Raw genomic sequence first — 22,831 nt, forward strand, 5'->3', positions numbered from 1 at the left:
GCGGCGGGCACAGGCACACCGGCTAGGCGAGCTGGGTGATCTCCACACTCACGTTCAGCGCCGATCCGCCGCCGCCGGACAGGATGCCCTTGAGCGGAGAAACATCCCGGTAGTCCCGGCCGCGGGCCACCGTTACATGGAAATCCCCGGCCGGCTTGTGGTTGGTGGGGTCCCAGCTGCGCCAGTTCCCGTCCCACCACTCCAGCCACGCATGCGACTGCCCCGCCACGGTTTCCCCAACCCCCGCGCTGGAGCGGGGGTGCAGGTATCCGGACACGTACCGCGCCGGGATGCCGCAGCTGCGCAGCGCGCCGATGGCGAGGTGCGCCAGGTCCTGGCACACACCCTGGCGCTGGCTCCAGGCTTCTTCGGCGTTGGTGGTCACGGCGGTGGAGCCTGACATGTAGGTCATTTCCCCGCGCATCCACGCAAACACGGCCATGGCTGCCTCATGCGGGTTCTTTCCGGACACGACGTCGGGGATGATGCCCAGGACTTCCCCACCGGGGCCGCTGAGCCTCGACTGCGGCAGCCAGTCACTGAACGTGTTGAGCGTCTCCGGCGAGGCGAGGACGTCCCAGGCCACGATGTCGGACTCGGCGGGGATCTTTTCCGCGCGGTGCACCTCCACCGTGATGTTGGAAACCACTTCGAGGTGGTCGTGGGGCATCTGCATGTCGAAGGCCGTGACCCTGGTCCCCCAGTAGTCGCGGTAGGTGCTCACGGCCGCCTGCGACGGCGAAACCTTGACCACCGACTCCAGCACCACCTGCTGGGAATCCGTCAACGGCGTCATCCTGGCCTCGTTGTAGGACAGGGTGACCCGCTTGTTGTACTTGTACGCCGTTCTGTGGATGATGCTCAGCCGGGTCATGAAACCTCTCCCACCCAGGCCAGCTCGTCCGCCTGATTGAAGTACTTGCGTGAAATGGCGTCGGAAGCCTGGGACACTGCCTTCTGCACCCGCTCCATGTGTTCCGGAAGTTCGGACATGAGGTCGTCCGTCCGGTGGAACTCAAGGAAGGTGCGGGCCTGCCCCACAATCCGGCGCGCGTCATTGATGAACCCCACCCGCTGGGCGGAAGGATCCAGCTTGGCCAGGCATTCGTCTGCATCCCGCAGCGCGTAGACGATGGACCGCGGGAACAGGCGGTCCAACAGCAGGAACTCGGCAGCGTGCTGGTCCCCGAAGGCGGCGCGGCGGGTGCGGAGGAAGGACTCGTAAGCGCCGGCGCAGCGGAGCATGTTGACCCAGGACATACCGGCGGACAGCACGTCCCGGGTGGACAGCATCCTGGCCGTCATGTCAGCCCGTTCCAGCGAACGGCCCAGGACCAGGAAGAGCCAGCTTTCGTCATGGCTCACGGTGGTATCGGCGAGGCCGCTGACCATGGCCGTGCGTTCCAGCGTCCAGTTGCAGAACCGGTAGGTGCCCACCACATCCTTGCGGTGCTGGCTCAGTCCGTAGTACGTGGTGTTCAGGCTTTCCCAGAGGCCGGAGGAGACAGTCTCCCGGGCCCGCCGGGCGTTCTCCCGGGCGGCGCCCAGCGAGCCTGCAATCGAGGTGGCGCTGGTTTTGTCGTAGGCCAGGGCATGGAGCAGCTCAGGAAGCCCGAAGTCCTCGCTCTGCGGCCGGGCGCCCATAACGGCCAGGAGCTCCTGGGCCACGCTTTTGCGTTCCTCCATGGGCAGGTGGTTGAGCCGTTCCAGGTGGACGTCCAGGATGCGGGCCGTGCCATCCGCACGCTCCACATACCGGCCAATCCAGAAAAGGGACTCAGCAATACGGCTAAGCATCCGCGGCTACCTCCTGCGCACCCGAAATTTTACAAGACTGATGATCGACGGCGGGACGGGTCACTGCTGCTGCTCCGACTGGCGGTCCCGCCAGCTGCTCTCCACCGGCCAGACCGAGACGCGCTCCCGCACCGAAATAGAGGACCGGGGAACGGTTTCCACCGGCATCTGGGGGGAATCGGCAAGGACCCAAGTGTCCTTTGACCCGCCGCCCTGGCTCGAATTCACAATCAGCGAGCCCTCCTTCAGCGCCACGCGCGTAAGTCCGCCGGGGAGCACCCAGACGTTGTCGCCGTCGTTAACTGCAAAGGGCCGCAGGTCCACGTGGCGGGGGCCGAACTTGTCCCCGCTCAGCGTAGGCACCGTGGACAGCTGCAGCACAGGCTGGGCGATCCACCCGCGGGGGTCGGCGGTGACCCGCTGGCGCAGGGCATCCAGTTCGTCATTGGAGGCGTCCGGGCCAATGACCAGGCCCTTGCCGCCGGAGCCGTCCACGGGCTTGACCACCAGTTCGGACAGGTTGTCCAGCGTGTATTCGCGGGCTTCCTTCTCCTCCAGGCGGTACGTGTCCACGTTGGCGATGATGGGCTCCTCGCTCAGGTAGTACCGGATCAGGTCAGGGACGTAACTGTAGACCAGTTTGTCGTCCGCGACGCCGTTGCCGACGGCGTTGGCGATGGTCACCCCGCCTGCCCGCGCGGCATTGACCAGTCCGGGGCAGCCGAGCATGGAATCGGCGCGGAACTGCAATGGGTCCAGGAAGTCGTCGTCGATGCGCTTGTAAATGACGTCCACGCGCTGCTCGCCCGCGGTGGTGCGCATGTACACGCGGTTGCCGCGGCAGATGAGGTCGCGGCCTTCCACCAATTCCACGCCCATCAGGCCGGCCAGCAGAGTGTGCTCGAAGTAGGCGCTGTTGAAAACGCCGGGAGTGAGGACGACGACGGTGGGATCGTCCACGCCGGCAGGCGCGGTTTTGCGCAGGGCCGAGAGCAGCCGGCGGGGGTATTCCTCTACCGGCCGGATGAGCTGCTGGCCGAAGGCCTCCGGCAGCCCCTTGGCCATGGCGCGGCGGTTTTCCAGCACGTAGCTCACCCCCGAGGGGACACGGACGTTGTCCTCCAGCACGCGGAAGGTCCCGGCAGCATCACGGACCACGTCGATGCCGGAAATGTGCACCCGGACGCCGCCGGCCGGTTCAAAGCCGTGGACTTGCCGGTGGAAGTGCGCACTGGTGGTCACCAGCTGCCGGGGGATCACGCCGTCGGACACCACGGTCATCTTGTCGTACACATCGTTGAGGAAGGCTTCGAGCGCCTGCACGCGCTGGGCTACCCCGCACTCCAGCACGTCCCATTCAGCAGCCGGAATGACCCTGGGAACGATGTCCAGCGGAAAGGGACGCTCCTCGCCCGCAAAGTCGAAGGTGACGCCGCGGTCCAGGAAGGTGCGGGCCATCGAGTCGGCGCGTGCGCTGACGTCGGACAGCGAGAGCCTGCGCAGGGCCTCCGCCACCTGCCCGTACGAGTCCCGGGCCTGCTGCCCGGGAGCGAACATCTCGTCGTACGCTCCGGTCCGGCCCGCGGCCACGGAGTAATCCTGGAAAAGGTCTGACATGCCCACAAGCCAACCATCTTTTTGTTTCGAATTCATAAACCGGCATCCATTGTGGCGTGTTGGCGGGAGCAGGCCTATTCGTGAATCGCGGGGCTTTTCCGGCACAGTAGGTGGGTGCCAGTCAGCAGAACCTTCCGCGAGGAGCCCGGCCGGGGCGGTCCCGGACCAGCCGCCAGGCTGCTCCCGGGTCTTCTCACAGCCGCCGCTGCACTGACCGCGGCCTTCCTGGTGCACAGCCTCGTCCCGGTACTGCCGGCCATGACGCTGGCAGTCGTGCTGGGCATCCTGGCCGCCAACCTGCCCGGCGCCGGCGTGTGGACCGCCGGCAGGGCAAGGCCGGGACTGGACTTCGCCGGAAAACACCTGATGCGCGGCGGCATCGTGCTCCTCGGCCTGAAGGTCAGCATTATGGATGTGTTGGGCCTGGGCTGGCTTGCGCTGGTCCTGATCGTCGCCGTGGTGGCAGTGAGCTTTGGCGGAACCTACCTGGTATCGCGGCTGTTCCGGCTGCCGCCGGTGACGTCCCTCCTGGTGGCGACCGGGTTTTCGATCTGCGGCGCCTCAGCGATTGGCGCCATGGCTGCAGTACGGCGCATCCGGCACGTGGACACCGTCCTGCCAGTGGCGCTGGTGACCCTGTGCGGCACACTGGCCATCGGCGTACTGCCCCTGTTCGTCCATCCCCTCCAGCTCACCGCACCGGTTTTTGGCGCCTGGACGGGTGCCTCGGTACACGACGTGGGCCAGGTAGTGGCCACCGCGCAGACTGCCGGGACAGCGGCGCTGGGCATCGCCGTCGTGGTCAAGCTGACCCGGGTGCTGCTCCTGGCACCGGTGGCAGCACTTGCCGGCGCGCACCAGCGGCTCGCACCTCAGGCCGCGGGCACGGCGGACGGCACCCACGCCAGCCTCCCGCCGGTGGTGCCCCTGTTTGTCCTGGGCTTCGTGGCCATGGTGGGCCTGCGTTCCACCGGCTGGCTGGCGCCGGGCTGGCTGGAGGCAGGAGGCGTGATGCAGGACATCCTGCTGGGTGCGGCCCTGTTCGGGCTGGGGTCCGCGGTGCGCATCCGCACGCTCCTGCACACCGGCGCCCGGGCGCTCCTGGCAGCGCTCGTGTCGTGGCTCCTGATAGCCCTTCTGGGACTGGGGGCTGCCCTGCTGATCGCCGCGTGATTTTGGGCACCGGCCCCATGATTAGATAGCTGGGTGTCACATGAGAACCTGCAGCGCGATGAAGCCGCCGAACGATCAGCACTGATCCAAACCACCAGCTATGACGTATCGCTGGATGTGCGGCAGGCAGCAAACCCGAACGTGGCCGGCTACCCGACCCGCAGCATCATCACCTTCACCGCGGAGCCGGGCAGTTCCACCTTCCTGGACTTCATCGGCACCGTGCACAGAGTCCTGCTCAACGGCCGGGAACTCAGGGTGGAGGACGTGGTGGACGGAGCCAGGATCCGGCTGGACAACCTGCAGGCGGAGAACCAGGTGACCGTCAACGGAACGGCCGTGTACAGCCGCTCCGGCGAGGGCATGCACCGGTTCGTGGATCCCGCGGACGGCCAGTGCTACCTGTACACGCAGTACGAGCCGGCCGACGCCCGCCGGGTGTTCGCCAACTTTGAACAGCCGGACCTCAAGGCCGTATACACCTTCCACGTGATGGCTCCCGCCCACTGGCAGGTTGCCTCCAACGGCGCAGAAACGGCGCGGACCCTGCTCACCAGCGATCCCGCCACTGCCCGGTGGGACTTCGCCCCCACAGACCCCATGTCCACCTACATCACCGCCGTTCTGGCCGGACCCTACTTCAAGGCCAAGGATCACTGGCAGGCAATGCTCGACGACGGCACCCCCCTGGACGTCCCGCTCGCCCTCTACTGCCGGGCCTCCATGGCGGAATCCTTTGACACCGACGAGCTGTTCACGCTGACCAAGAAGGGTCTGGACTTCTTCAACCGGCTCTTCGACTACCCCTACCCCTGGGGCAAGTACGACCAGGCCTTTGTTCCGGAATACAACCTCGGCGCCATGGAGAACCCAGGCCTGGTGACGTTCACGGAGAGCTACGTGTTCACCTCCCGCGCCACGGACTCCCAGTACCAGGGGCGCGCCAACACCCTAATGCACGAGATGGCGCACATGTGGTTCGGCGACCTGGTAACCATGCAGTGGTGGGACGACCTGTGGCTCAAGGAATCGTTCGCGGACTACATGGGCACCCTCGGCGTGGACCGGGCGACGGACTGGGACACCGCCTGGGTGAACTTCGCCAACAAGCGCAAGGCCTGGGCCTACGTCCAGGACCAGCTGCCCACCACCCACCCGATCGTGGCGGATATCCCGGACCTTGAGGCGGCCAAGCAGAACTTTGACGGCATCACTTACGCCAAGGGGGCCTCGGTACTGAGGCAGCTGGTGGCCTATGTTGGCTTTGACGCCTTCATCGCCGGCTCCCGTGCATACTTCCGCAAGCATGCATACGGCAACACCTCCATTGCGGACCTGCTGGACGCACTAAGTGCAGCATCGGGACGGGACCTGGCAGGCTGGGCGCAGCAGTGGCTGCAAACCTCCGGCATCTCCACGCTGTCGCTGGACTTCGCGTCCACTGGTGCATCGGACGACGGCGGCCTGCCGGGCGGGGTGGCCATCGTCCAGCAGGCTACGGATCCGGTAACGGGGCGGGAGGAGCTGCGCCCGCACCGGCTGCGCGTGGGGGCCTACAACTTCGACGGCGACGGCGCCCTGGTGCGGACGGACAGCTACGAAACGGACATCGTAGGCGCCCGCACAGAACTCCCCCAGCTCGCCGGAAAGCCCCGGCCCGCGCTCCTGCTCCTCAACGACGAGGACCTCACTTATGCGAAGGTCCGGCTCGACCCTGCCTCGGAAGCCACCGTGCGTTCCTCGCTGGACCGGATCACCGATCCCATGGCCCGAGCCCTCTGCTGGACAGCGCTGTGGAACTCCGCGCGCGACGGCGAAAGCCCTGCCGCGACGTACGTGGACGCAGTAGCCGCGTACGGACCGTCAGAAACAGGGATCGGAGTGCTGCTGAACATCCTCGACAACGCCGTCACCGCCGTCGAACGCTACACACCGGCGGCCCGCCGCCCCGCGGTGCGGACCTCCTTCCTCTCAACGGCTGCAGCGGAAATGGACCGGGCGCAGCCCGGCTCTGACCAGCAGCTTGCCTGGGCCAGAACCCTGGGCACGCTCAGCAGGCACGATGACGCCCTGCTGCCCCGGCTCAAGAGCCTGCTGGAGGGTACCGCGCCGGTGGCAGGCCTGGCGGTGGACGCGGAACTTCGCTGGCACTTCTGGCATGCCCTGGCGGCCAACGGCCAGGCGGCCGAAGCGGAGCTGGACGCGGAGCTCGCGCGCGACACCACGGCTTCGGGACGCGCCGGGCACGCTACGGCCCTGGCGGCCAGGCCGGATCCGCAGGTCAAGGTCGCAGCGTGGAAAGCGGCAGTGCACGGAAATGAACTTTCCAACCAACTGCTGACCGCCACCATTAGCGGGTTCACCACTGCTCCGGCCCGGTTGCTGGAACCCTATATCGAGCCCTACTTCGCCTGCCTGCGCGGGGTCTGGGAGACCCGCAGCATCGAGATCGCAAGCCGGATCGTCCGCGGCCTCTATCCGCTCGCCCAGGACCTGGCTGAGGGCGTGAACCCGGCGGACCATCCGGTGATCAGGCGGACGGACGAGTGGCTGGCAGCCAATGCCGACGCGCCCCGGGCGCTGCGCCGAATCATCGTTGAGCAGCGCAGCCACCTGCTGCGGGCACTCAAGGCGCAGGCCGCCGTCGTCCCCTCACCTGTGCCTTAAGGCGATTCCTGCCACTGCTCAAGGGACGCGGTGGAGCCATTCCGCCGTGCCGAACTTGCTGCCCACGCGCTCGCGGGCGGCTTCCAGTTCGGCCTCGCTCACCTGGGAGGGGCTGGCGCCGTAGCGGTCGGTGAAGACTTCCGTCATGGCCTGGATGATCGCTGTGCGGGCGAGTCCGGTCTGGCGGCGCAAAGGGTCGACGCGTTTCTTGGCGCTGCGGGTCCCCTTGTCCGAAAGCTTTTCCTTGCCGATCCTCAGCACTTCGACCATCTTGTCGGCGTCGATGTCGTAGCTCATGGTGACGTGATGCAGCATGCCCCCGTTGGCCAGCCGTTTCTGTGCCGCCCCGCCGATCTTGCCCTGGGCCGTGGCGATATCGTTCAGCGGCACGTAAAAGGCGTTGATGCCAAGCTTCTCCAGCGCTGCCATCACCCAGGAGTCAAGGAAGGGGTAGGAGTCGGCAAAGCTGATGCCGTCCACGAGGGTCTGCGGAAGATAAAGGGAGTACGTGATGCAGTTGCCCGCTTCCATGAACATCGCTCCCCCGCCGCTGATGCGCCGGACTACCGTGATCCCGTGCTTCTCCACGCCGTCCGGGTCCACCTCGTTGCGGACCGACTGGAAACTTCCGATGACCACTGAGGGTTCCTGCCAGTCCCAGAAGCGGAGGGTGGGGTTGCGGCGGCCTGCACCCACCTCCTCGGTGAGCACCTCGTCCAGCGCCACATTGATTTCGGTGGGCAGGACAGTTGGCGGGATTACATGCCAGTCGTGGTCCGTCCAGGACGTTGCCTTTGCCAGGGCGCGTCGGACGGTGACGGCAACCGCGTCGGCGGAGAAGCCGAACAGGGCCGCGCCAGGCGGCAGCGAGGCCTTGACGACGGCGGCAAGCTCACCGGCCGTTGCGGTGTCCGGCAGCCCCGTCAGGGCCTGGTTGATGTCCAGGAGGGCCTCGTCCGGCTCCAGGAAGAAGTCCCCGCTGAGGCTCACGTTGGCCAGCCGGCCGTCTGCCACGTCCAGGTCCACCACCACGAGCTTGCCGCCCGGCACCTTGTATTCACCGTGGCGGCGGGAGGCGGGATCATAACGTGGAGACTGTAAGTCGGTCATGCCTTCCATCCTGCCCCAGAATGTGCCGGCCCACCTATCGGCCTGGAGAAACGCGGAAGGCCCGCACCGTTTCCGGTGCGGGCCTTTGCAAAAGAACCTTTGGAGGAAGTGAATTACTTCTTGCCGCCGAAGCCCTTGAAGCGAGCGTTGAAGCGCTCGACGCGGCCTGCGGAGTCCATGATGCGCTGCTTGCCGGTGTAGAACGGGTGGGACTCGGAGGAGATTTCGACGTCGATGACCGGGTAGGTGTTGCCGTCTTCCCACTCGATGGTTTTGGAGGAAGACACGGTGGAGCGGGTCAGGAACTTCGTGCCGGAAGCCAGGTCGTTGAAGACAACAGCCTGGTACTTCGGGTGGATCTCAGACTTCATAATGGGACCTTTGTTCGCGCAACTGGATTTTGCCAGTTGCCAGGTATGAATGGGATGGCTGGGTTCCGCTTCGCAAGAAGCAGGACGGCCAGCTGTCAATCATAGCGGATAACAGCGGTGCCCGCGAACCGGCGGTTGCCCTATTCCCGCGCCCGGAGTTCCCAGAATGCCACGGCCGAAGCCGCGGCCACGTTGAGCGAATCCACGCCGTTGCGCATGGGAATCTTCACGGCGAGGTCGACGGCCGCAAGGGTCTCCGCGCTCATGCCGGCGCCTTCGGTGCCGAGTACCAGGGCGAGCTTCTCCGGGTTCCGCGCGGCAACCTTGTCCACGTCCTGCGCGTCCTCCGTGAGCTCGAGCGCCGCAACAGTGAAGCCGTGGTTCTTGAGCAGGTGGAGGTCCTGCGGCCAGTTGGTCAGCCTTGCCCACGGGACTTGGAAGACGGTGCCCATGCTCACCCTGACGCTCCGGCGGTACAGGGGGTCACCGCAACGGGGTGAGACGAGGACGGCGTCGATGTCCAGGGCGGCGGCAGACCGGAAGATGGCGCCCACGTTGGTGTGGTCCACGATGTCCTCCAGCACGGCCACCCGCCGCGCACCGGCGAGCAGTTCCGGAAGCGGCACCGGTGCCGGACGCTGCATGGCGGCCATTGCACCGCGGTGGAGGTGGAAACCGGTGATCTCCTCCAGGAGGGCTGCTCTGCCGATGAAAGCGGGCACGTCGGGGTAGGCGCCGAGGATGTCCTGGAGGTCGTCGAGCCATTTCTCGGCCAGGAAGAAGGACCGGGGCTGGTGCCCTGCGGCGAGGGCCCGGCGCAGCACCCGGGATGACTCTGCGATGTACATGCCTTCGGCGGGTTCGCGGAGCTTGCGCAGGTGGACGTCCGTGAGCTGGGTGTAGTCGGATACGCGCGGGTCGGCGGCGGATTCGAGGTAATGGATTGTCACCGGGTGATTATTGCAGCAGATCGGCGATCATGAAGCCCAGAGCCACGAGCCCCAGGACAAGGATGACCGACCGCAGCACTGTGGGTGAAAGCCGGCGGCCCACCTTGGCTCCCAAAACCCCGCCGATGCTGGAGCTGATGGCGATCAGCAGCACCACCAGCCAGTTGATCCGGTCGAACGCGAAGAGCGTGTAGGACACCGCTGCCACCAGGTTCACGCCCAGGACCAGGATGTTCTTCATGGCGTTGGCATTCTGGATGGTGCCGGTGAGGAAGACGCCGAGGATGCCCACCAGCAGGATCCCCTGGGCAGCCACGAAGTAGCCGCCGTACACTCCTGCAAGATACACCAGCACCACCAGGAGGATTCCGTGGCGTTTGTCGCGCACGGCGTGCTCCGGATTTTCCTCGCGGGTACGCACCCACGTTTGCAGCCGGGGCTGGAACACCACCATGAGGAGGGCCAGGACAATGAGGAGTGGGGCGACGTAGTGGAAGACCTCTTCCGGCAGGTGCAGGAGCAGCCAGGCGCCGGAAACACCGCCCAGCAGCGAGGCCGGCAGCAGCCGCAGGAGCTGGCGGCCGCGGCCCTTGAGTTCCCGGCGGTAGCCGAAGGCACCTGCCGCGCCGCCGGCCACCAGCCCCATGGCGTTGCTCATCGACGCAACCACCGGAGTGACGCCCAGGGCGATGAGCACGGGAAACGTCACCAGGGTGCCGGAGCCCACTACTGCGTTGATCATGCCGGCCCACAGTCCGGCAACGGACACAAAAGTGCTGCTGAGAAGATCCAAGATGCTGCGCTGCCGCCTTAGCGGCGGGCGACGGCGGTGTACCGGCCGGCGTTGACGGTGACGTCAAGGTCCAGCCCGAACGTCTTGCTCAGGTTGTCCGCTGTCAGGACCTCCGTGATCGGTCCTGCTGCCACCACGCCGCCGTCGCGCAGCAGCATGGCGTGGGTGAAGCCCGGCGGGACTTCCTCAAGGTGGTGCGTCACCAGGACCATGGCAGGGGCTGCCTCGTCCTGGGCAAGTTCCCCGAGTTTATGGACCAGTTCCTCGCGGCCGCCAAGATCCAGGCCGGCTGCGGGCTCGTCCAGCAGCAGCAGTTCGGGGTCGGTCATGAGGGCCCGGGCAATCTGGACACGCTTGCGCTCCCCCTCGGACAGCGTGGCGAAGGTTCTGTTCAGGAGCGGACCCATGCCCCAGTCATTGAGCAGGCGGAAAGCCCGCCGCTCGTCGTCGCGCTCGTATCCCTCGCGCCAGCGGCCGGTGACGCCGTACGCGGCGGTGACCACGACGTTGAGGACGTTCTCCTGCTCCGGGATCTGGGTGGCCAGCGCGGCGGAGGAAAGTCCGATGCGCGGGCGGAGTTCGAAGACGTCGGTGCGCCCCAGGGTTTCGTCCAGGATGCCGGCTTTGCCGCTGCTGGGGTGAAGCCGGGCGGCGGCGATCTGCAGGAGTGTTGTCTTACCGGCACCGTTGGGCCCGAGGATTACCCAGCGCTCGCCTTCATTGACTTCCCAGTCAACCTTGTCCAGCAGGGTCTTTTTACCTCGGACAACGCTGACGGAAGCCAATTCCAGAACATCACTCATAGGAGTAGACACTAGGACAAAAAAGAGGCCGATTGATAACCGGCGTTTACAGCCCTGTCATGCACCGGCGACAGGCAGCACCAGCAGGTAGCCGGTGGGCAGATCGCTGCTCCAGCGCCGCGGTTCACGGACCACGAACTGCGTGGCCAACTCCTCCGGGGAGAGGAGGCTGTTCGGCGCGGGCGAGGGCCCCCATTGCCCGCTGCCGTGCGGGTAGAGCGGATCCAGGACGCGGACGCCGGTAACCGAGAACTCCTGGAACTGGGCAGGATTACCGACTGATTCGAACCCGTTCATCACCCAGGCATGGCGGCCCCTCCACATGACCAGGCCCACGGGACGGCCCGTCTCGGAAATGGCGCGCGCCGCGGTCTGCAGGGCGTCCCCGTAGTCCGGGATACTGACCACCTTGTACGGCCCCATGCCGGCCTCGGTCAGCACCTGCGCCCACCCCAGCGGGTTGGCTCCGTTGAACGAGTTGGACGACCGCGCCCTGGCCATCTCCCACAGTTCGCTTTGCTGGGCGGGATCGGCCCAGGTGGCGCCGCCGGTATCGTCGATGAGATTATGGGCCATCTGGATGCTCGCCGCCACGCACCAGTCGAAGGTGTACTGCGGAACGAAGTCCCCCTCCTGGTAGAGGTTGAGGGCAAAGGGCTGGGGCACCGGAGGTGGCGCGGGTGCCGGCGGCGTAGGAACGGGTGTGGCGGTGAGCGCCGGAGCCGGCGTCGGGATATGTGTTGGAACGGTGGCCGGGACGGACGTGGCCTTCCCGGAAGCAGCCGGGGCAGAAGACGCGGGGCTTACCTGGCCGGTGGCAGTCGGGCCGTTGGCAGCCTGGTCCAGGCCCACCACCGGCGAACAGCCGGTAAGGAGGGCCGCCAGGACTGCGAGCGAAGCCTGAACACGTCGGGGGGCACCGGGCATGCTTCAGTCTAGCGCGGCGGGGTGGCCGGTCCTCCAGCGTCAGTGCCCCGCAATGAATTAAGGGGACCCCTCCCCCGCTGACTAAGATTGCAGGCATGACTTCGAACGTGACTGCGGTCAGCTACGGCCTGAACATAACTCCTTCCGGGCTGGAGCGGCTGCGTTCCGTTCTCACCGGGAACGGCGCCGAACTGCTGTCCGAGACCAGCCACGGTGACAGCCGCTACCAGGTGCAGGTTGCACAGGTCAGCCTCCCGGACGCGACTGCCGCCGGCCTCGCAGGCCTGCGCCGCGCGGTCGCGCATGCATCCATCAGCGGTTTCGACACCGCACTCGTCCCCGCCGAGCTCCGTTCCGCCGGGCGGAAAATGCTGATCATGGACGTCGACTCCACGCTGATCCAGCAGGAAGTCATCGAACTTCTCGCTGCGTATGCCGGGAAGTTCGAAGAAGTAGCGGCCGTCACTGAGGCCGCCATGCGCGGTGAACTGGACTTCACCCAAAGCCTCCACGCACGTGTTGCGGTGCTGGCGGGGCTGCCGGCCGACGTCGTCCGTTCCGTGCGTGAGGAAGTGAAGCTGAGCCTGGGCGCGGCGGACCTGGTGGCCGCCTTCAAGGCAGCGGGACACGTGGTGGCCGTGGTGTCCGGCGGGTTCAACCAGATCCTGGAGCCGATTGCCGATGAGCTGGGCCTGGACCACTGGCAGGCCAACGAACTGGAGATTGTGGACGGCGTGTTGACCGGCAAGGTCCTGGGGGCAGTGGTTGACCGGGCAGCTAAAGAGAAGTTCCTGCGGGAATGGGCGGCCGCCGAGGGGATCGCTTTGGAGCACACCGTTGCCGTGGGCGACGGCGCCAATGACCTTGACATGCTCGGTGCCGCCGGGATCGGCGTGGCGTTCAATGCCAAGCCGGCGGTGCGGGCAGTGGCCGACGCCGCCATCAACATGCCGTACCTGGACGCCGTCCGGCACATCGCCGGCGTCTGAGGCTCTGACTCTTTAACTGCGAAATGACAGTTCGCGGCAGGCTCCGTAGGGAACACTGCCGCGAACTGCCACCCCGGGTGGGAGCCTAGCTCGCCGGCTGGCCCGCGCCTTTGCCGAAGTAGTCTGCGCCGCCGGCGTACTCAGTGTGGCCGGATTCGACGTCGGCGGTGACCATACTGGACACCACCTCAGCGAACTCCTCCACCGAGTACAGCTTTCCGGCTTCAGCCCGGCGCGCCTCGATGGCACCGGGGGCTGAGCGGTCCAGCAGCGTTGCGGTGACGGTGCCCTCGATCATGTCGCCGGACACGACCACCAGGGTGATGCCCTTTTCGGCGAGGCTGGGGATAAGTTCGCGCAGTGCGTCTTCCCCGGCACGCTTGCTGCGGGCCACGGGCTCGTAGGCCTCCATGGTGGGTACGGTGTTGATGAAGTGTGCTTGGTGGCTGGTCACGAACACCACGCGGGAGCCTTCCTGCATCAGGGGCACGGCCGCGTTGAGCATGTTGATCTGGGCGTCGCGGTTCAGCTTGAGGGCGTAGTCCTCGCCCATGCCGGTCTCCATGCCGCCGGAGGCGTTCAGCACCAGGATGTCCAGGGAACCGAAGTTTTCCATCGCGGCACTGGCCAGGGCCTGCACGCCTTCCTGGCTGGTGAGGTCGGCGCCCACGGCCACTGCCCGGCCGCCGTCGGCCTCGATGCCCTGTACCACCTTGTTGGCACGCGGAGCCTTCTGGCGGTAGTTGACTACGACGGCGGCGCCCTCCTTGGCGAGGTTCTTCGCCACCTCCGCGCCGATGCCGCGCGAAGATCCTGTCACGATGGCGGTCTTGTTATCCAGCAGTCCCATGCGGGCTCCTTTTGTCTGAAACGTCTAAATCGCTGATGCTCTGCAGTCCATCATGCCAGCGGCGCCGGGCATTTCCCTTGTGTGACCTACACAAAGAAGCGGCCCCCTGCTAGTTTGCCGGCGGGGTCAGTGCCCCATGCCCAGACCGCCGTCGACGGGGATGACGGCGCCGGAGATGTAGGCTGCCTCGTCGCTGGCGATCCAGCGGACCACGTTGGCAACCTCGGAAGCCTCAGCGAAACGGCCGGCCGGAATGCTGTCCAGGTAGTCCTTCTGCGTGGCTTCGGGCAGTTCGGCAGTCATGTCCGTGTTGATGAAGCCGGGGGCCACCACATTGGCCGTGATTCCGCGGGAACCGAGTTCGCGGGTGAGGGACCGGGCGATGCCTACCAGGCCTGCCTTTGACGCTGAGTAGTTGATCTGGCCTGGGGCACCGTAGAGGCCGGACACGGAGGAGATCAGGACGACGCGGCCTTTGCGCAGGCGGATCATGCCTTTGGAGGCGCGCTTGATGACACGGAAGGCGCCGGTCAGGTTGGTGTCGATCACGGATGTGAAGTCGTCCTCGCTCATCCGCAGCAGCAGCGTGTCCTTGGTGATGCCGGCGTTGGCCACCAGTACCTCCACCGGGCCGTGAGCAGCTTCCACCTCTTTGAAAGCCGCGTCCACGGAGGCCTCGTCCGTGACATCGGCCTTGACGCCCAGTATTCCCTCCGGCAGCTTGGACTCGCTGCGGTAGGTCACCGCCACCTTGTCACCGTTGGCGAGGAACGCTTCGGCGATGGCCAGGCCGATGCCGCGGTTGCCGCCGGTAACCAGGACGCTGCGGGGGGCGGTGGCTGCTTCAGTCATGGAAAGGCTCCGGAATTCTGCGGCGTGCTGCAGCCGCGGTAGGAAAGGGTGATTTGGCTGACTTCGATCTTAGCCGCAGGGCCCGGCCGGGTTTGGGTGCCACTGCCGATGGTGAGAGAATTAACGTAAGCCTTTGGAGCGTGATCAATCACCGTGACCCTTGAAAACCATGCGGGACAGTCCGCGCCTGGAGAACCCGGCCGGTTCTCCGGCGATCCGGAAGTCCACAGCATCACGGATGCTGCGGGAGCGCATTCCGAGGATATGCGCCAGCGCATGATCAAGTACGCGCTGGCCATGGGAATCCGCATGGTGTGCCTGGTGCTGATTTTTGTGGTGGACGGGTGGTTCAAGATCATCGCGGTGGCCGGAGCGGTTTTCCTGCCCTGGATTGCGGTGGTCATAGCCAACGGGAATGACAAGGCTGAGGGACACAGCGACGCCCTGTTGGATTCTGCGCCCCTGGCGGAGATTGAGAGTCCCCCGGCTCCTTCCGCCGAGGAGGAAGTCGGCAGCGAGATTCTTCAGGGCGAGCTGGTACTTGAGGACGACGACGAAACACCGGGACAGGAGCGGAGGGCATCTTGAGCATTTTTGACTTCGCTGCGGGCACTGACCCAGCGATGGCTGAGGACGCGGCGGTCTGCTCCCGCAAAGCTTGTCGTGCCCGGGCGTCCTGGCAGGTCCTCTGGAACAATCCGAAGATCCACTCCCCCGAGCGCCGCAAAATCTGGCTGGCCTGCGCCGACCACCGTGAGTGGCTGGAGGATTACCTGCAGACCCGCGGGCTGTGGAAGGAAACACTGCCCCTTGAGGACCGCGCGGCGGGCGTTTTGGAGCAGGACAGCTGAATGTACCGTTTCCTCTTTTCCAGCAAGTGGCTGGGTTATCTCCTGCTGGCTGCCATCTTCGCCTCCGCCTGCGTGTTCCTGGGCCGCTGGCAGATGGACCGGCGCGCGGAGACGCTCGCTGAAATTAACCGGGTGGTCACCAACTACTCGGCAACACCCATCGCGTTCACTGATGCCAGGGAGCAGTTCGACAGGCTGGACCCGGCCATGGAGTGGACGCAGGTGGAGCTAAAGGGCTCGTATCTGGTGGACGGCCAGCGGGTTGTACGGAACCGCCCCATGAATGGCCAGCCGGGCTACGAAGTGGTGGTCCCGTTCCGCCTGACCACCGGGGAGACCGTAGTCATCGACCGCGGCTGGCTGCCCATCGGCAACAAGAACCCGGGCAGCCCGGATTCGGTGCCGGAACCGCCCCCAGGCGAGGTCACCGCCGTCGTCCGTCTGAAGCATCCCGAACCCGAACTGCAGCGAAGCGCACCCGAAGGACAGCTGGCGTCCATCGACCTCGCCGCCTACTCCGCACAGCTCGGGTACCCCCTGCTGACAGGGGCCTACGGCCAGCTTGCATCGGAGACGCCCCCGGCGGCCGAGATGCCGTTCCCCTTCCCGAAGCCCTCCACGGAGGAGGGAACGCACCTGTCCTACTCGCTGCAGTGGTTCGCCTTCGGCGTCCTGATGTTCGTGGGGTTCGGATACGCTGCGCGGCAGCAGGCGCGCAACGCCGCCATCGATGCCGAGGACGAGAACGACGACGACCCGGCAGAGGGTGCGGGCCATTCCGCTGCCGCGGCAGCACGCCGCCGTCCGCCCGCCCCGCGGAAGCGCAGGAAGGCGACGTCCGAGGAAGAGGAAGACGCCCTCCTGGACGCGCAGGGCTACTGAGCCTTGACGGGATACGACGGCGGCCCTGTGGGGCGCGTGCGTTCTGCGGAGGCAACCCAGCCGGCTCCGTAGGTTGCCAGCTAAGCCAGCGTGATCAGGTCCAGGTAGTCCTCGTTCCACAGGTCCTCGACGCCGTCGGGCAGCAGGACGACGCGCTCGGGGTTGAGGGCCTCGACGGCGCCTTCGTCGTGGCTGACCAGGACGACGGCGCCCGTGTAGTTCCGCAGGGCGCCGAGGATTTCCGCGCGGCTGGCGGGGTCCAGGTTGTTGGTGGGCTCATCCAGTAGCAGGACGTTGGCGCTGGACGCCACGATGGTGGCCAGGGCGAGGCGGGTCTTCTCGCCGCCGGAGAGCACGCCGGCGGGCTTGTCCACGTCGTCACCGGAAAACAGGAACGAGCCCAGGATGCCGCGCACCTCCGCGTCCTTCATGTCCGGCGCGGCGGAGCGCATGTTCTCAAGAACTGTACGGTCAACGTCGAGCGTTTCGTGTTCCTGCGCGTAGTAGCCCACCTTCAGGCCGTGGCCGGCAATGACGTCACCGGTGTCAGGCTGGTCCACGCCTGCGAGCATCCGCAAAAGGGTGGTTTTGCCGGCGCCGTTGAGGCCGAGGATGACCACCTTGGAGCCGCGGTCGATAGCCAGATCCACGTCCGTGAAGATTTCCAGCGAGCCGTAGGACTTGCTGAGGCCTTCCGCGGTGAGCGGGGTCTTGCCGCAGGGAGACGGATCCGGGAAACGGAGCGCGGCCACGCGGTCCTGCTCACGGACGGCTTCAAGTCCGCTGAGCAGGCGTTCAGCGCGCTTGGCCATGTTCTGCGCTGCGACGGCCTTGGTGGCCTTGGCGCGCATCTTGTTCGCTTGGTCGAACAGGACCTGGGCCTTCTTTTCGGCGTTGGCACGTTCCCGCTTCCTGGCCCGCTCGTCGGTCTCGCGCTGCGTGAGGTAACGCTTCCAGTCCATATTGTAGAAGTCGATTTGGGCGCGGTTGGCGTCCAACAGGAACACCTTGTTCACGGTGGCTTCGAGCAGCTCGGTGTCGTGGCTGATTACGATCAGGCCGCCCTGGTGGTTTTTCAGGAAGTCCCGCAACCAGGCGATCGAGTCGGCGTCGAGGTGGTTGGTGGGTTCGTCGAGGAGCATCGTTTCGGCATCTGAGTAAAGGATGCGGGCCAGCTCGACGCGGCGCCGCTGTCCGCCGGACAGGGTCTTGAGCGGCTGGTTCAGCAGACGGTCCGGCAGTGCGAGGTTGGAGCAGATCGCTGCGGCCTCGGCCTCGGCAGCGTAACCGCCGGCGGCGAGGAACTCCGACTCAAGCCGGTCATAGCGGTTCATCGCTTTGCGCTGGACAGCAGCATCCTCGCTGGCCATTTCTTCATGGGCCACGCGGAGTTTCCCGACAGCGATGTCCAGGCCCCGGACGGACAGGATCCGGTCCCGTGCCAACTGCTCCATGTCCGGAGTGCGCGGGTCCTGGGGCAGGTAGCCGATCTCGCCGCTGCGGGTCACCTTGCCGGCGGCGGGCAGGCCCTCCCCTGCCAGGACGCGGGTCAGGGTGGTCTTGCCGGCGCCGTTGCGGCCCACGAGACCGATTTTGTCTCCCTTATCGATGCGGAAACTCACCTGATCCATCAGGAGCCGGGCGCCGGCACGCAGTTCTAGATCCTGGACAGTAATCACAGCAGGTAAGGCCTTTCACAACAGGGAACGCCGCAGCCCGCACACGAGGTTGGGAGGGAGCCGGGGCAGAGATGGCCGGAGAACGGCCCATACAAGTCTACCGGCTGGGACCATCCGCGGATAACCGTCGGGTTCAGGATGCGGGCGGTGGGCGGACATCTGCCCCTCGACTACGCGGGATCCGCGACGTGTTCCGTTAGCGTGGGGACATGACGGTGACCCACGGCCCTGCGCGCAGTTTTCTCATCCAAACCGGGCCCGAAGTCACGATCAACTGCTATGCACTGGGACCAGCTGAAGCATCTCCCGTCGTCATTTTGCACGGGCTGGCCGGAAGCGCACGGGAATTCATCGAGACTGCGCGCGCCTTGCCGGAATTCCAGACCGTCCTCGTCGAGCTTCGCGGCCACGGCGGAAGCACCACCCGCCCGGGTGACCTTTCCCGCGAAGCCTTCGTTGCCGACGTCGTTCGCGTCACTGAGACAGTCGTGAGCGCGCCCGTAACACTGGTTGGACAATCCATGGGCGGCCACACTGCCATGCTCGTGGCGGCAGCGCGTCCTGACCTCGTCTCCAGGCTGGTCCTGCTCGAATCCGGCGCCGGAGGCGGCAACGAAGCTGGGAACGATCGTATGGGTGACTACTTCCGGTCCTGGCCCCTGCCCTTTCCAGACCGCGCGGCCGCCCGGGCTTTCCTGGGAGATGCTCCTCTGGAACGGGCGTGGGTGGAGGACCTGGAGGAAAGACCGGACGGACTGTGGCCACGGTTTGAGCCCGACATCATGGTCGCCACAATGAATGCCATGGTTCCGTCCCGGTGGGATGAATGGGAGCGCATCACCGCCCCGGCGCTGGTGGTCTACGGAGAACACGGTATGTTCGCTGACGGGGACAGGTCCGAGTTCTGCGAGCGCGGCGTCGATGTCCAACGGGTGGACCTGGCGGGCGGCTCCCACGACAGCCATCTTGACGCTTTCGACTCCTGGATTGCCGCTCTACGAGGTTTCCTGCTGCCATGACCCGCCAACCGGATTCATACTGTCCCTTGAGCTCCGCGCCGCCGGATATCCCCGCCGCACGCCGACGGGCTGAAGCTCCGGTACCCGTACTTCGGCGACGGCGAGGCGCAACTATGGGACGACGAGTTGACATATGCCGGAGAAGGCACAGTGCTCCGTACCCGGACGTACCAGTGGGCGCACCCCTTGTCGGAACCATCAACTCCGGAAACAGGAATCCTAGCTGTAATCAGCAGTGACTGTTCCGGTGGCTCCGTCAAGACGAATGAATCCACCATGAGGGAGAATCCACTGGGGCCTGGTGTGCCCGAACGGTACCCCGACGCAGACAACCGCATCCGGATTGTAGGCAGCGATCTGTTCCACGATCACCTTGCCCTGTTCCGCGCGTAACTGGGCGCGCTCATCCGCTTCGGGCACCGCTTGCGCCAGGCTGCTCACAGGTGGCCGGGCCACCAACACGCCAGCCGCCGCTGCAAGGACCCCTCGCTCGCCCAAAGCCCGCACCCATCGCCTTACTTCCTCCGCCGTTGGGAGCTCCTCACTTGTTTCAAACAGCAGAACGGCCCCGTCGAGGGCGGTGACCGAAGGCATTCGGCCGGCCATGGCAATCTGGTCAATCACTTCCAGGCACCCGCCCCACGACCGGCCTTCGACAATCTTTTCCGGCCCGGACCACGTCCACGCTTCCGTCCTTTCGCGGACTCCGAACTCGTTCAGCGCCCGGGGGTCAGTCCAAGAGATGCCAAAATCCTCCGACTCTCCCGGATCAGTCACCTTAACGACTCCGCCCTCCAGCAGTGCGGCGCGCAGGGACGCCAGATGTACGCCGTCCACATGCGGCCCCGCTCCGAGGTGGACCTGGGTGGACCCGCCGTAGTAGCTCGGTACCCCGAGACCCCACAGGAAGTTGTGCAAATTAGTGTTGTCGCTGTACCCAAGGAACGGTTTTGGATTCTCGGCAAGCACTTCGTCGTCAAGGTGCTTAATCACTGTGACCTGGTCATCACCGCCGATTGTTGCCAGCACTGCCCGAATGCCCGGATCAGCAAACGCCGCAGTGATATCAGCAGCCCGGGCCTGGGCGCTTGCGCCGAGTTGTCGCGTCGTTGGGTACTCGACCGGAACTAACCCAGTAGTTTCCATCAGGCGCTTCATCGCCTGCTCGTGAACAGCCGGTGAAACTGCCGGTGCCGCGAATGCCGGGACAGGACCGCAACCCGGTCTCCGGCGATAGCCTTCGGCAGGACAGTGAATGTCTGTGACGTCATCACCTCATTAGACCAGCCTTGGTGCCCTGCCCTTGCTCGAATCCAGAGCAGTGGCGGCTCAGTTGCCCAGAAGGCGTCGCTCGTGGGCGAAGGCGACCAGCTGGAGCCGGGTCCGCACTTGCAGTTTGTCCAACACGCGGCGCAGGTGGGTTTTGATGGTGGCTTCGGAGACGAACAGGCTTCCCGCCATTTCGCCGTTGCTCAGTCCTTTGGCAGCCAGCAAAAAGACGTCCCGCTCACGTACGGACAGGACGTCGAGCACGGACAGGTCCGGGCCGGCAGCTGGGGCATTGCGGGCATTGCGGGCAGCGTGTGCAAAGAGCGAGTGGACTGATCCTGGCGCGATTACGGAGTATCCGGAGTGGACGGTGCGGATCGCTGCCAGCAGGAATTCGGGTTCCGCGCTCTTGAGCAGGTATCCGTTGGCCCCCGCCTGCACCGCCTGGACCACCGCCTGATCCCGGTTGAAGGTGGTCAGTGCAATGATTTTGGGTTTCTCCGCGCCAGCGGCCGCGGCATGCCGAACGATCCGCCGGGTCGCTTCCACCCCATCCATCATCGGCATCCGCAGGTCCATCAGCATGACGTCCGGACTCCGCTCGATGGCCAGGGCTACCGCCGGTTCCCCGTCGCCTGCCTCACCGGAAAGTTCCATATCCTCCTGGCTCTCTATCAGCATGCGCAGTCCGGCGCGGAACAAGGGTTGGTCGTCCACCAAGGCAACGGTGATGCGTGCCCCGGCGTCAGCCACGGTAGTCGTCTTCCAAGGAAGCTGCCCCTGGCCGCGGTCTGCCGGCCGCGGCCAGCACCGGCTGAGCTCCGGCAACCTGCATCCCACCAGAAGCTGCCCCGTCCTCAGGTCCCGCCGTGTCTCCTGCTGCCCTTGCGTCGCGGGTCCTGTAGGGGATGAAGACCGTCACCCGGAACTGTCCGCAGTCCGGGCCAGCGGTTAGCCAGCCGCCCGCCATATGGGCACGTTCGCGCATCCCTGGCAGTCCCCGTCCGGCACGGGATGAGGTCGCTTCGCCTTCACCTTCGTCCGGGACACGCGGCATTGCGGAGGCCACGTGCAAGGTCAGGCCCGGTCCGCTCCAGTCCAGGTGGACCTGCACCCCGGTCCCGCGCCCGCCATGTTTAAGTGCATTGGTCAGGCACTCCTGGACGATCCTGAACACCGCCACTTGCTGGCCGCCCGAGAGCTCCACTGGCGTCCCCGACTCACTGGGGTAAATTTCCAGACTTCCCCGCCGCATGCTCTCAATCAGCGGGGTGATGTCGCTCAGGCGCGGTTGTGGTGTTTCCAAGCCGTCGTCACGGACTCCCTCGATCACACGCTGGGCATCCAGCAGGGCGCTGCGGGCGGAAACCGCGATAGTGTCCAAGGCATTGAGGACAGCCTTGGGCTGGTCCTTGCTCAGGTAGCGCGTTCCATCAGCCTGGGCGGCGATGACCGCCAGGGAATGGGCCAGGACGTCGTGGAGATCGCGGGCGATGCGGGTCCGTTCCTGCTCGACGATCAAGTCGATTTCCGTTTCCTTCAGGCTGCTTTGGGCCAGCTCCCGGGCCCGGAACAGGCTGCCTCGCTCCTGATAAAGAGCCAGGAGAAGACCAACGGCGGCGCAGGCGCCTGCGATGACCAGGAGCAGTGCGAACAACTGCCAGCCGTACCTCATGAACATGGGCCTGTCACCAAAATTGATTGGCATGAACCACCCGACGCCGCCGCTGTACCTCCAGGAGAGCATCAGGACAGTCATGAGTGCCACGAAGATGAGATTCGCGCCGCCCGCGATGTACCGCGTCCGTGGTGCTGCGGTCCAGAGAATGAAGCCGAGTGCGATAAAGGAGCCCAGATAGATGGCCCAATGGTTGGCAGCCATCGGCGGGAGGGAGAAACTCAACTGACCGAAGAGAAGCGCTGCGGTGAATGCCAAGGAGACCAAAGGTTTCCACGAGGCTGTGGCAATAGCCAGCGTCATCAACACCAGCGGCCACCGCCCGGACCAGGTCAGCCAGGAGTCACCCATCCTGCCGGCCTCAGCCACGCACCATAACGAATAGAAGATCACGGCCGCCACCAGCGGACCCCAGCGCCGCGCACATTTCAAGACTGCTTCCATGCCTGCCACCATATCCGCGGCAACAGCCCGATTTTCTCCGTATCGCTGCGATCTCAACCTGAAAGCCAACTGATTCAACCTCGGGGCCAGCCCCCCCCTGCCGCCCGGCA

General features: G+C 65.7%; 22 protein-coding genes. 7 read left to right on the plus strand and 15 right to left on the minus strand.

From position 1 onward, the window contains the following. Positions 1-22: 22 nt before the first annotated feature. The 3 genes from FDW84_RS04755 to FDW84_RS04765 are packed head-to-tail and all read right to left on the minus strand — an operon-like array spanning position 23 to position 3,414. Entirely contained in the window at positions 23-874 is an 852-nt protein-coding gene (locus tag FDW84_RS04755) for a transglutaminase family protein (protein ID WP_138607046.1), read from the minus strand. Beyond that, positions 871-1,797 carry an alpha-E domain-containing protein gene (locus FDW84_RS04760; RefSeq protein WP_013600945.1) on the minus strand — a complete coding sequence of 309 codons (927 nt, stop codon included), beginning with the start codon at positions 1,795-1,797 and terminating at the stop codon, positions 871-873. The genes FDW84_RS04755 and FDW84_RS04760 overlap by 4 nt, the downstream gene beginning before the upstream one ends. 60 nt (positions 1,798-1,857) lie before the next feature. Next, entirely contained in the window at positions 1,858-3,414 is a 1,557-nt protein-coding gene (locus tag FDW84_RS04765) for a circularly permuted type 2 ATP-grasp protein (protein WP_138607048.1), read from the minus strand. Positions 3,415-3,528: 114 nt separating this feature from the next. On the opposite strand from FDW84_RS04765, the gene FDW84_RS04770 reads away from it, so the two are divergent. Both FDW84_RS04770 and pepN read left to right on the plus strand, forming a co-directional pair. Then, positions 3,529-4,587, plus strand: coding sequence for a YeiH family protein (locus FDW84_RS04770; RefSeq protein ID WP_138607050.1), 1,059 nt, complete (start codon positions 3,529-3,531; stop codon positions 4,585-4,587). A 33-nt stretch (positions 4,588-4,620) separates the two neighbouring features. After that, positions 4,621-7,254 carry an aminopeptidase N gene (gene pepN / locus FDW84_RS04775; RefSeq protein WP_138607052.1) on the plus strand — a complete coding sequence of 878 codons (2,634 nt, stop codon included), beginning with the start codon at positions 4,621-4,623 and terminating at the stop codon, positions 7,252-7,254. Between the two features lie 18 nt (positions 7,255-7,272). Here pepN and FDW84_RS04780 read toward each other — a convergent pair whose 3' ends face one another. The 6 genes from FDW84_RS04780 to FDW84_RS04805 all read right to left on the minus strand — a co-directional run bounded on the left by FDW84_RS04780 (position 7,273) and on the right by FDW84_RS04805 (position 12,208). Then, on the minus strand, positions 7,273-8,364 hold the full coding sequence (locus tag FDW84_RS04780; RefSeq protein ID WP_138607055.1) for a lipoate-protein ligase LplAB: 1,092 nt from the start codon (positions 8,362-8,364) through the stop codon (positions 7,273-7,275). A gap of 113 nt (positions 8,365-8,477) precedes the next feature. Then, entirely contained in the window at positions 8,478-8,735 is a 258-nt protein-coding gene (locus FDW84_RS04785) for a type B 50S ribosomal protein L31 (protein WP_138134119.1), read from the minus strand. 140 nt (positions 8,736-8,875) lie between these two features. Next, positions 8,876-9,685 carry a TrmH family RNA methyltransferase gene (locus FDW84_RS04790; RefSeq protein ID WP_138607057.1) on the minus strand — a complete coding sequence of 270 codons (810 nt, stop codon included), beginning with the start codon at positions 9,683-9,685 and terminating at the stop codon, positions 8,876-8,878. A 7-nt stretch (positions 9,686-9,692) separates the two neighbouring features. Beyond that, positions 9,693-10,478, minus strand: coding sequence for a sulfite exporter TauE/SafE family protein (locus FDW84_RS04795; protein ID WP_138607059.1), 786 nt, complete (start codon positions 10,476-10,478; stop codon positions 9,693-9,695). Between the two features lie 17 nt (positions 10,479-10,495). Then, positions 10,496-11,281, minus strand: a complete 786-nt coding sequence (locus FDW84_RS04800) for an ABC transporter ATP-binding protein (RefSeq protein WP_138134113.1) — start codon at positions 11,279-11,281, stop codon at positions 10,496-10,498. A gap of 57 nt (positions 11,282-11,338) precedes the next feature. After that, positions 11,339-12,208: a hypothetical protein gene (locus FDW84_RS04805; protein WP_138607061.1), complete on the minus strand. Its 870-nt coding sequence runs from the start codon at positions 12,206-12,208 to the stop codon at positions 11,339-11,341. Between the two features lie 95 nt (positions 12,209-12,303). On the opposite strand from FDW84_RS04805, the gene serB reads away from it, so the two are divergent. Next, complete coding sequence (gene serB / locus FDW84_RS04810) at positions 12,304-13,197, plus strand: phosphoserine phosphatase SerB (protein ID WP_138607063.1); 894 nt, start codon at positions 12,304-12,306, stop codon at positions 13,195-13,197. An 85-nt stretch (positions 13,198-13,282) separates the two neighbouring features. Here serB and FDW84_RS04815 read toward each other — a convergent pair whose 3' ends face one another. Then, positions 13,283-14,047, minus strand: a complete 765-nt coding sequence (locus FDW84_RS04815) for an SDR family oxidoreductase (protein WP_138607065.1) — start codon at positions 14,045-14,047, stop codon at positions 13,283-13,285. Positions 14,048-14,173: 126 nt separating this feature from the next. After that, positions 14,174-14,899 (minus strand): beta-ketoacyl-ACP reductase, encoded by a 726-nt coding sequence (locus tag FDW84_RS04820; protein WP_138607067.1) that lies wholly within the window; start codon positions 14,897-14,899, stop codon positions 14,174-14,176. 153 nt (positions 14,900-15,052) lie between these two features. On the opposite strand from FDW84_RS04820, the gene FDW84_RS04825 reads away from it, so the two are divergent. Genes FDW84_RS04825 through FDW84_RS04835 form a run of 3 tightly spaced genes read left to right on the plus strand, consistent with a single transcriptional unit; the run spans position 15,053 to position 16,632 of the window. After that, positions 15,053-15,487 (plus strand): DUF3099 domain-containing protein, encoded by a 435-nt coding sequence (locus tag FDW84_RS04825; protein ID WP_138607069.1) that lies wholly within the window; start codon positions 15,053-15,055, stop codon positions 15,485-15,487. Continuing rightward, positions 15,484-15,750 (plus strand): hypothetical protein, encoded by a 267-nt coding sequence (locus tag FDW84_RS04830; RefSeq protein WP_138134102.1) that lies wholly within the window; start codon positions 15,484-15,486, stop codon positions 15,748-15,750. The genes FDW84_RS04825 and FDW84_RS04830 overlap by 4 nt, the downstream gene beginning before the upstream one ends. Further along, the gene (locus FDW84_RS04835; RefSeq protein ID WP_138607071.1) at positions 15,751-16,632 is read left to right on the plus strand and encodes an SURF1 family cytochrome oxidase biogenesis protein; all 882 of its coding nucleotides are present in this window, start codon (positions 15,751-15,753) and stop codon (positions 16,630-16,632) included. It abuts the gene before it with no gap. Positions 16,633-16,712: 80 nt separating this feature from the next. Here the strand turns inward: FDW84_RS04835 and FDW84_RS04840 are convergent, their stop codons facing one another. Next, positions 16,713-18,311, minus strand: a complete 1,599-nt coding sequence (locus FDW84_RS04840) for an ABC-F family ATP-binding cassette domain-containing protein (RefSeq protein WP_138607073.1) — start codon at positions 18,309-18,311, stop codon at positions 16,713-16,715. A 209-nt stretch (positions 18,312-18,520) separates the two neighbouring features. Here FDW84_RS04840 and FDW84_RS04845 point away from each other — a divergent pair, with 209 nt between their 5' ends. Beyond that, positions 18,521-19,330, plus strand: coding sequence for an alpha/beta fold hydrolase (locus FDW84_RS04845; protein ID WP_138607075.1), 810 nt, complete (start codon positions 18,521-18,523; stop codon positions 19,328-19,330). 219 nt (positions 19,331-19,549) lie between these two features. Here FDW84_RS04845 and FDW84_RS04850 read toward each other — a convergent pair whose 3' ends face one another. From FDW84_RS04850 to FDW84_RS04860, 3 genes are all read right to left on the minus strand, one after another. Then, positions 19,550-20,476 carry an LD-carboxypeptidase gene (locus FDW84_RS04850; RefSeq protein WP_371419130.1) on the minus strand — a complete coding sequence of 309 codons (927 nt, stop codon included), beginning with the start codon at positions 20,474-20,476 and terminating at the stop codon, positions 19,550-19,552. Positions 20,477-20,659: 183 nt separating this feature from the next. Then, positions 20,660-21,352 (minus strand): response regulator, encoded by a 693-nt coding sequence (locus FDW84_RS04855; protein ID WP_138607079.1) that lies wholly within the window; start codon positions 21,350-21,352, stop codon positions 20,660-20,662. Further along, a complete protein-coding gene (locus FDW84_RS04860; RefSeq protein WP_138607081.1) occupies positions 21,345-22,721 on the minus strand; it encodes a sensor histidine kinase in 1,377 nt (458 codons plus the stop codon). The genes FDW84_RS04855 and FDW84_RS04860 overlap by 8 nt, the downstream gene beginning before the upstream one ends. Positions 22,722-22,831 lie beyond the last annotated feature (110 nt).

The organism is Pseudarthrobacter sp. NamE5, assembly GCF_005796225.1.
Classification (GTDB): domain Bacteria; phylum Actinomycetota; class Actinomycetes; order Actinomycetales; family Micrococcaceae; genus Arthrobacter.

Bases quoted from the DNA above. Each gene is read 5' to 3' on its own strand.
- FDW84_RS04780 (WP_138607055.1), bottom strand. From the start codon at position 8,364: ATGACCGACTTACAGTCTCCACGTTATGATCCCGCCTCCCGCCGCCAC.
- FDW84_RS04820 (WP_138607067.1), bottom strand. From the start codon at position 14,899: ATGACTGAAGCAGCCACCGCCCCCCGCAGCGTCCTGGTTACCGGCGGC.
- FDW84_RS04835 (WP_138607071.1), top strand. From the start codon at position 15,751: ATGTACCGTTTCCTCTTTTCCAGCAAGTGGCTGGGTTATCTCCTGCTG.
- FDW84_RS04800 (WP_138134113.1), bottom strand. From the start codon at position 11,281: ATGAGTGATGTTCTGGAATTGGCTTCCGTCAGCGTTGTCCGAGGTAAA.
- serB (WP_138607063.1), top strand. From the start codon at position 12,304: ATGACTTCGAACGTGACTGCGGTCAGCTACGGCCTGAACATAACTCCT.
- FDW84_RS04785 (WP_138134119.1), bottom strand. From the start codon at position 8,735: ATGAAGTCTGAGATCCACCCGAAGTACCAGGCTGTTGTCTTCAACGAC.
- FDW84_RS04805 (WP_138607061.1), bottom strand. From the start codon at position 12,208: ATGCCCGGTGCCCCCCGACGTGTTCAGGCTTCGCTCGCAGTCCTGGCG.
- FDW84_RS04755 (WP_138607046.1), bottom strand. From the start codon at position 874: ATGACCCGGCTGAGCATCATCCACAGAACGGCGTACAAGTACAACAAG.
- FDW84_RS04850 (WP_371419130.1), bottom strand. From the start codon at position 20,476: ATGGAAACTACTGGGTTAGTTCCGGTCGAGTACCCAACGACGCGACAA.
- FDW84_RS04765 (WP_138607048.1), bottom strand. From the start codon at position 3,414: ATGTCAGACCTTTTCCAGGATTACTCCGTGGCCGCGGGCCGGACCGGA.
- FDW84_RS04760 (WP_013600945.1), bottom strand. From the start codon at position 1,797: ATGCTTAGCCGTATTGCTGAGTCCCTTTTCTGGATTGGCCGGTATGTG.
- FDW84_RS04845 (WP_138607075.1), top strand. From the start codon at position 18,521: ATGACGGTGACCCACGGCCCTGCGCGCAGTTTTCTCATCCAAACCGGG.
- FDW84_RS04860 (WP_138607081.1), bottom strand. From the start codon at position 22,721: ATGGAAGCAGTCTTGAAATGTGCGCGGCGCTGGGGTCCGCTGGTGGCG.
- FDW84_RS04815 (WP_138607065.1), bottom strand. From the start codon at position 14,047: ATGGGACTGCTGGATAACAAGACCGCCATCGTGACAGGATCTTCGCGC.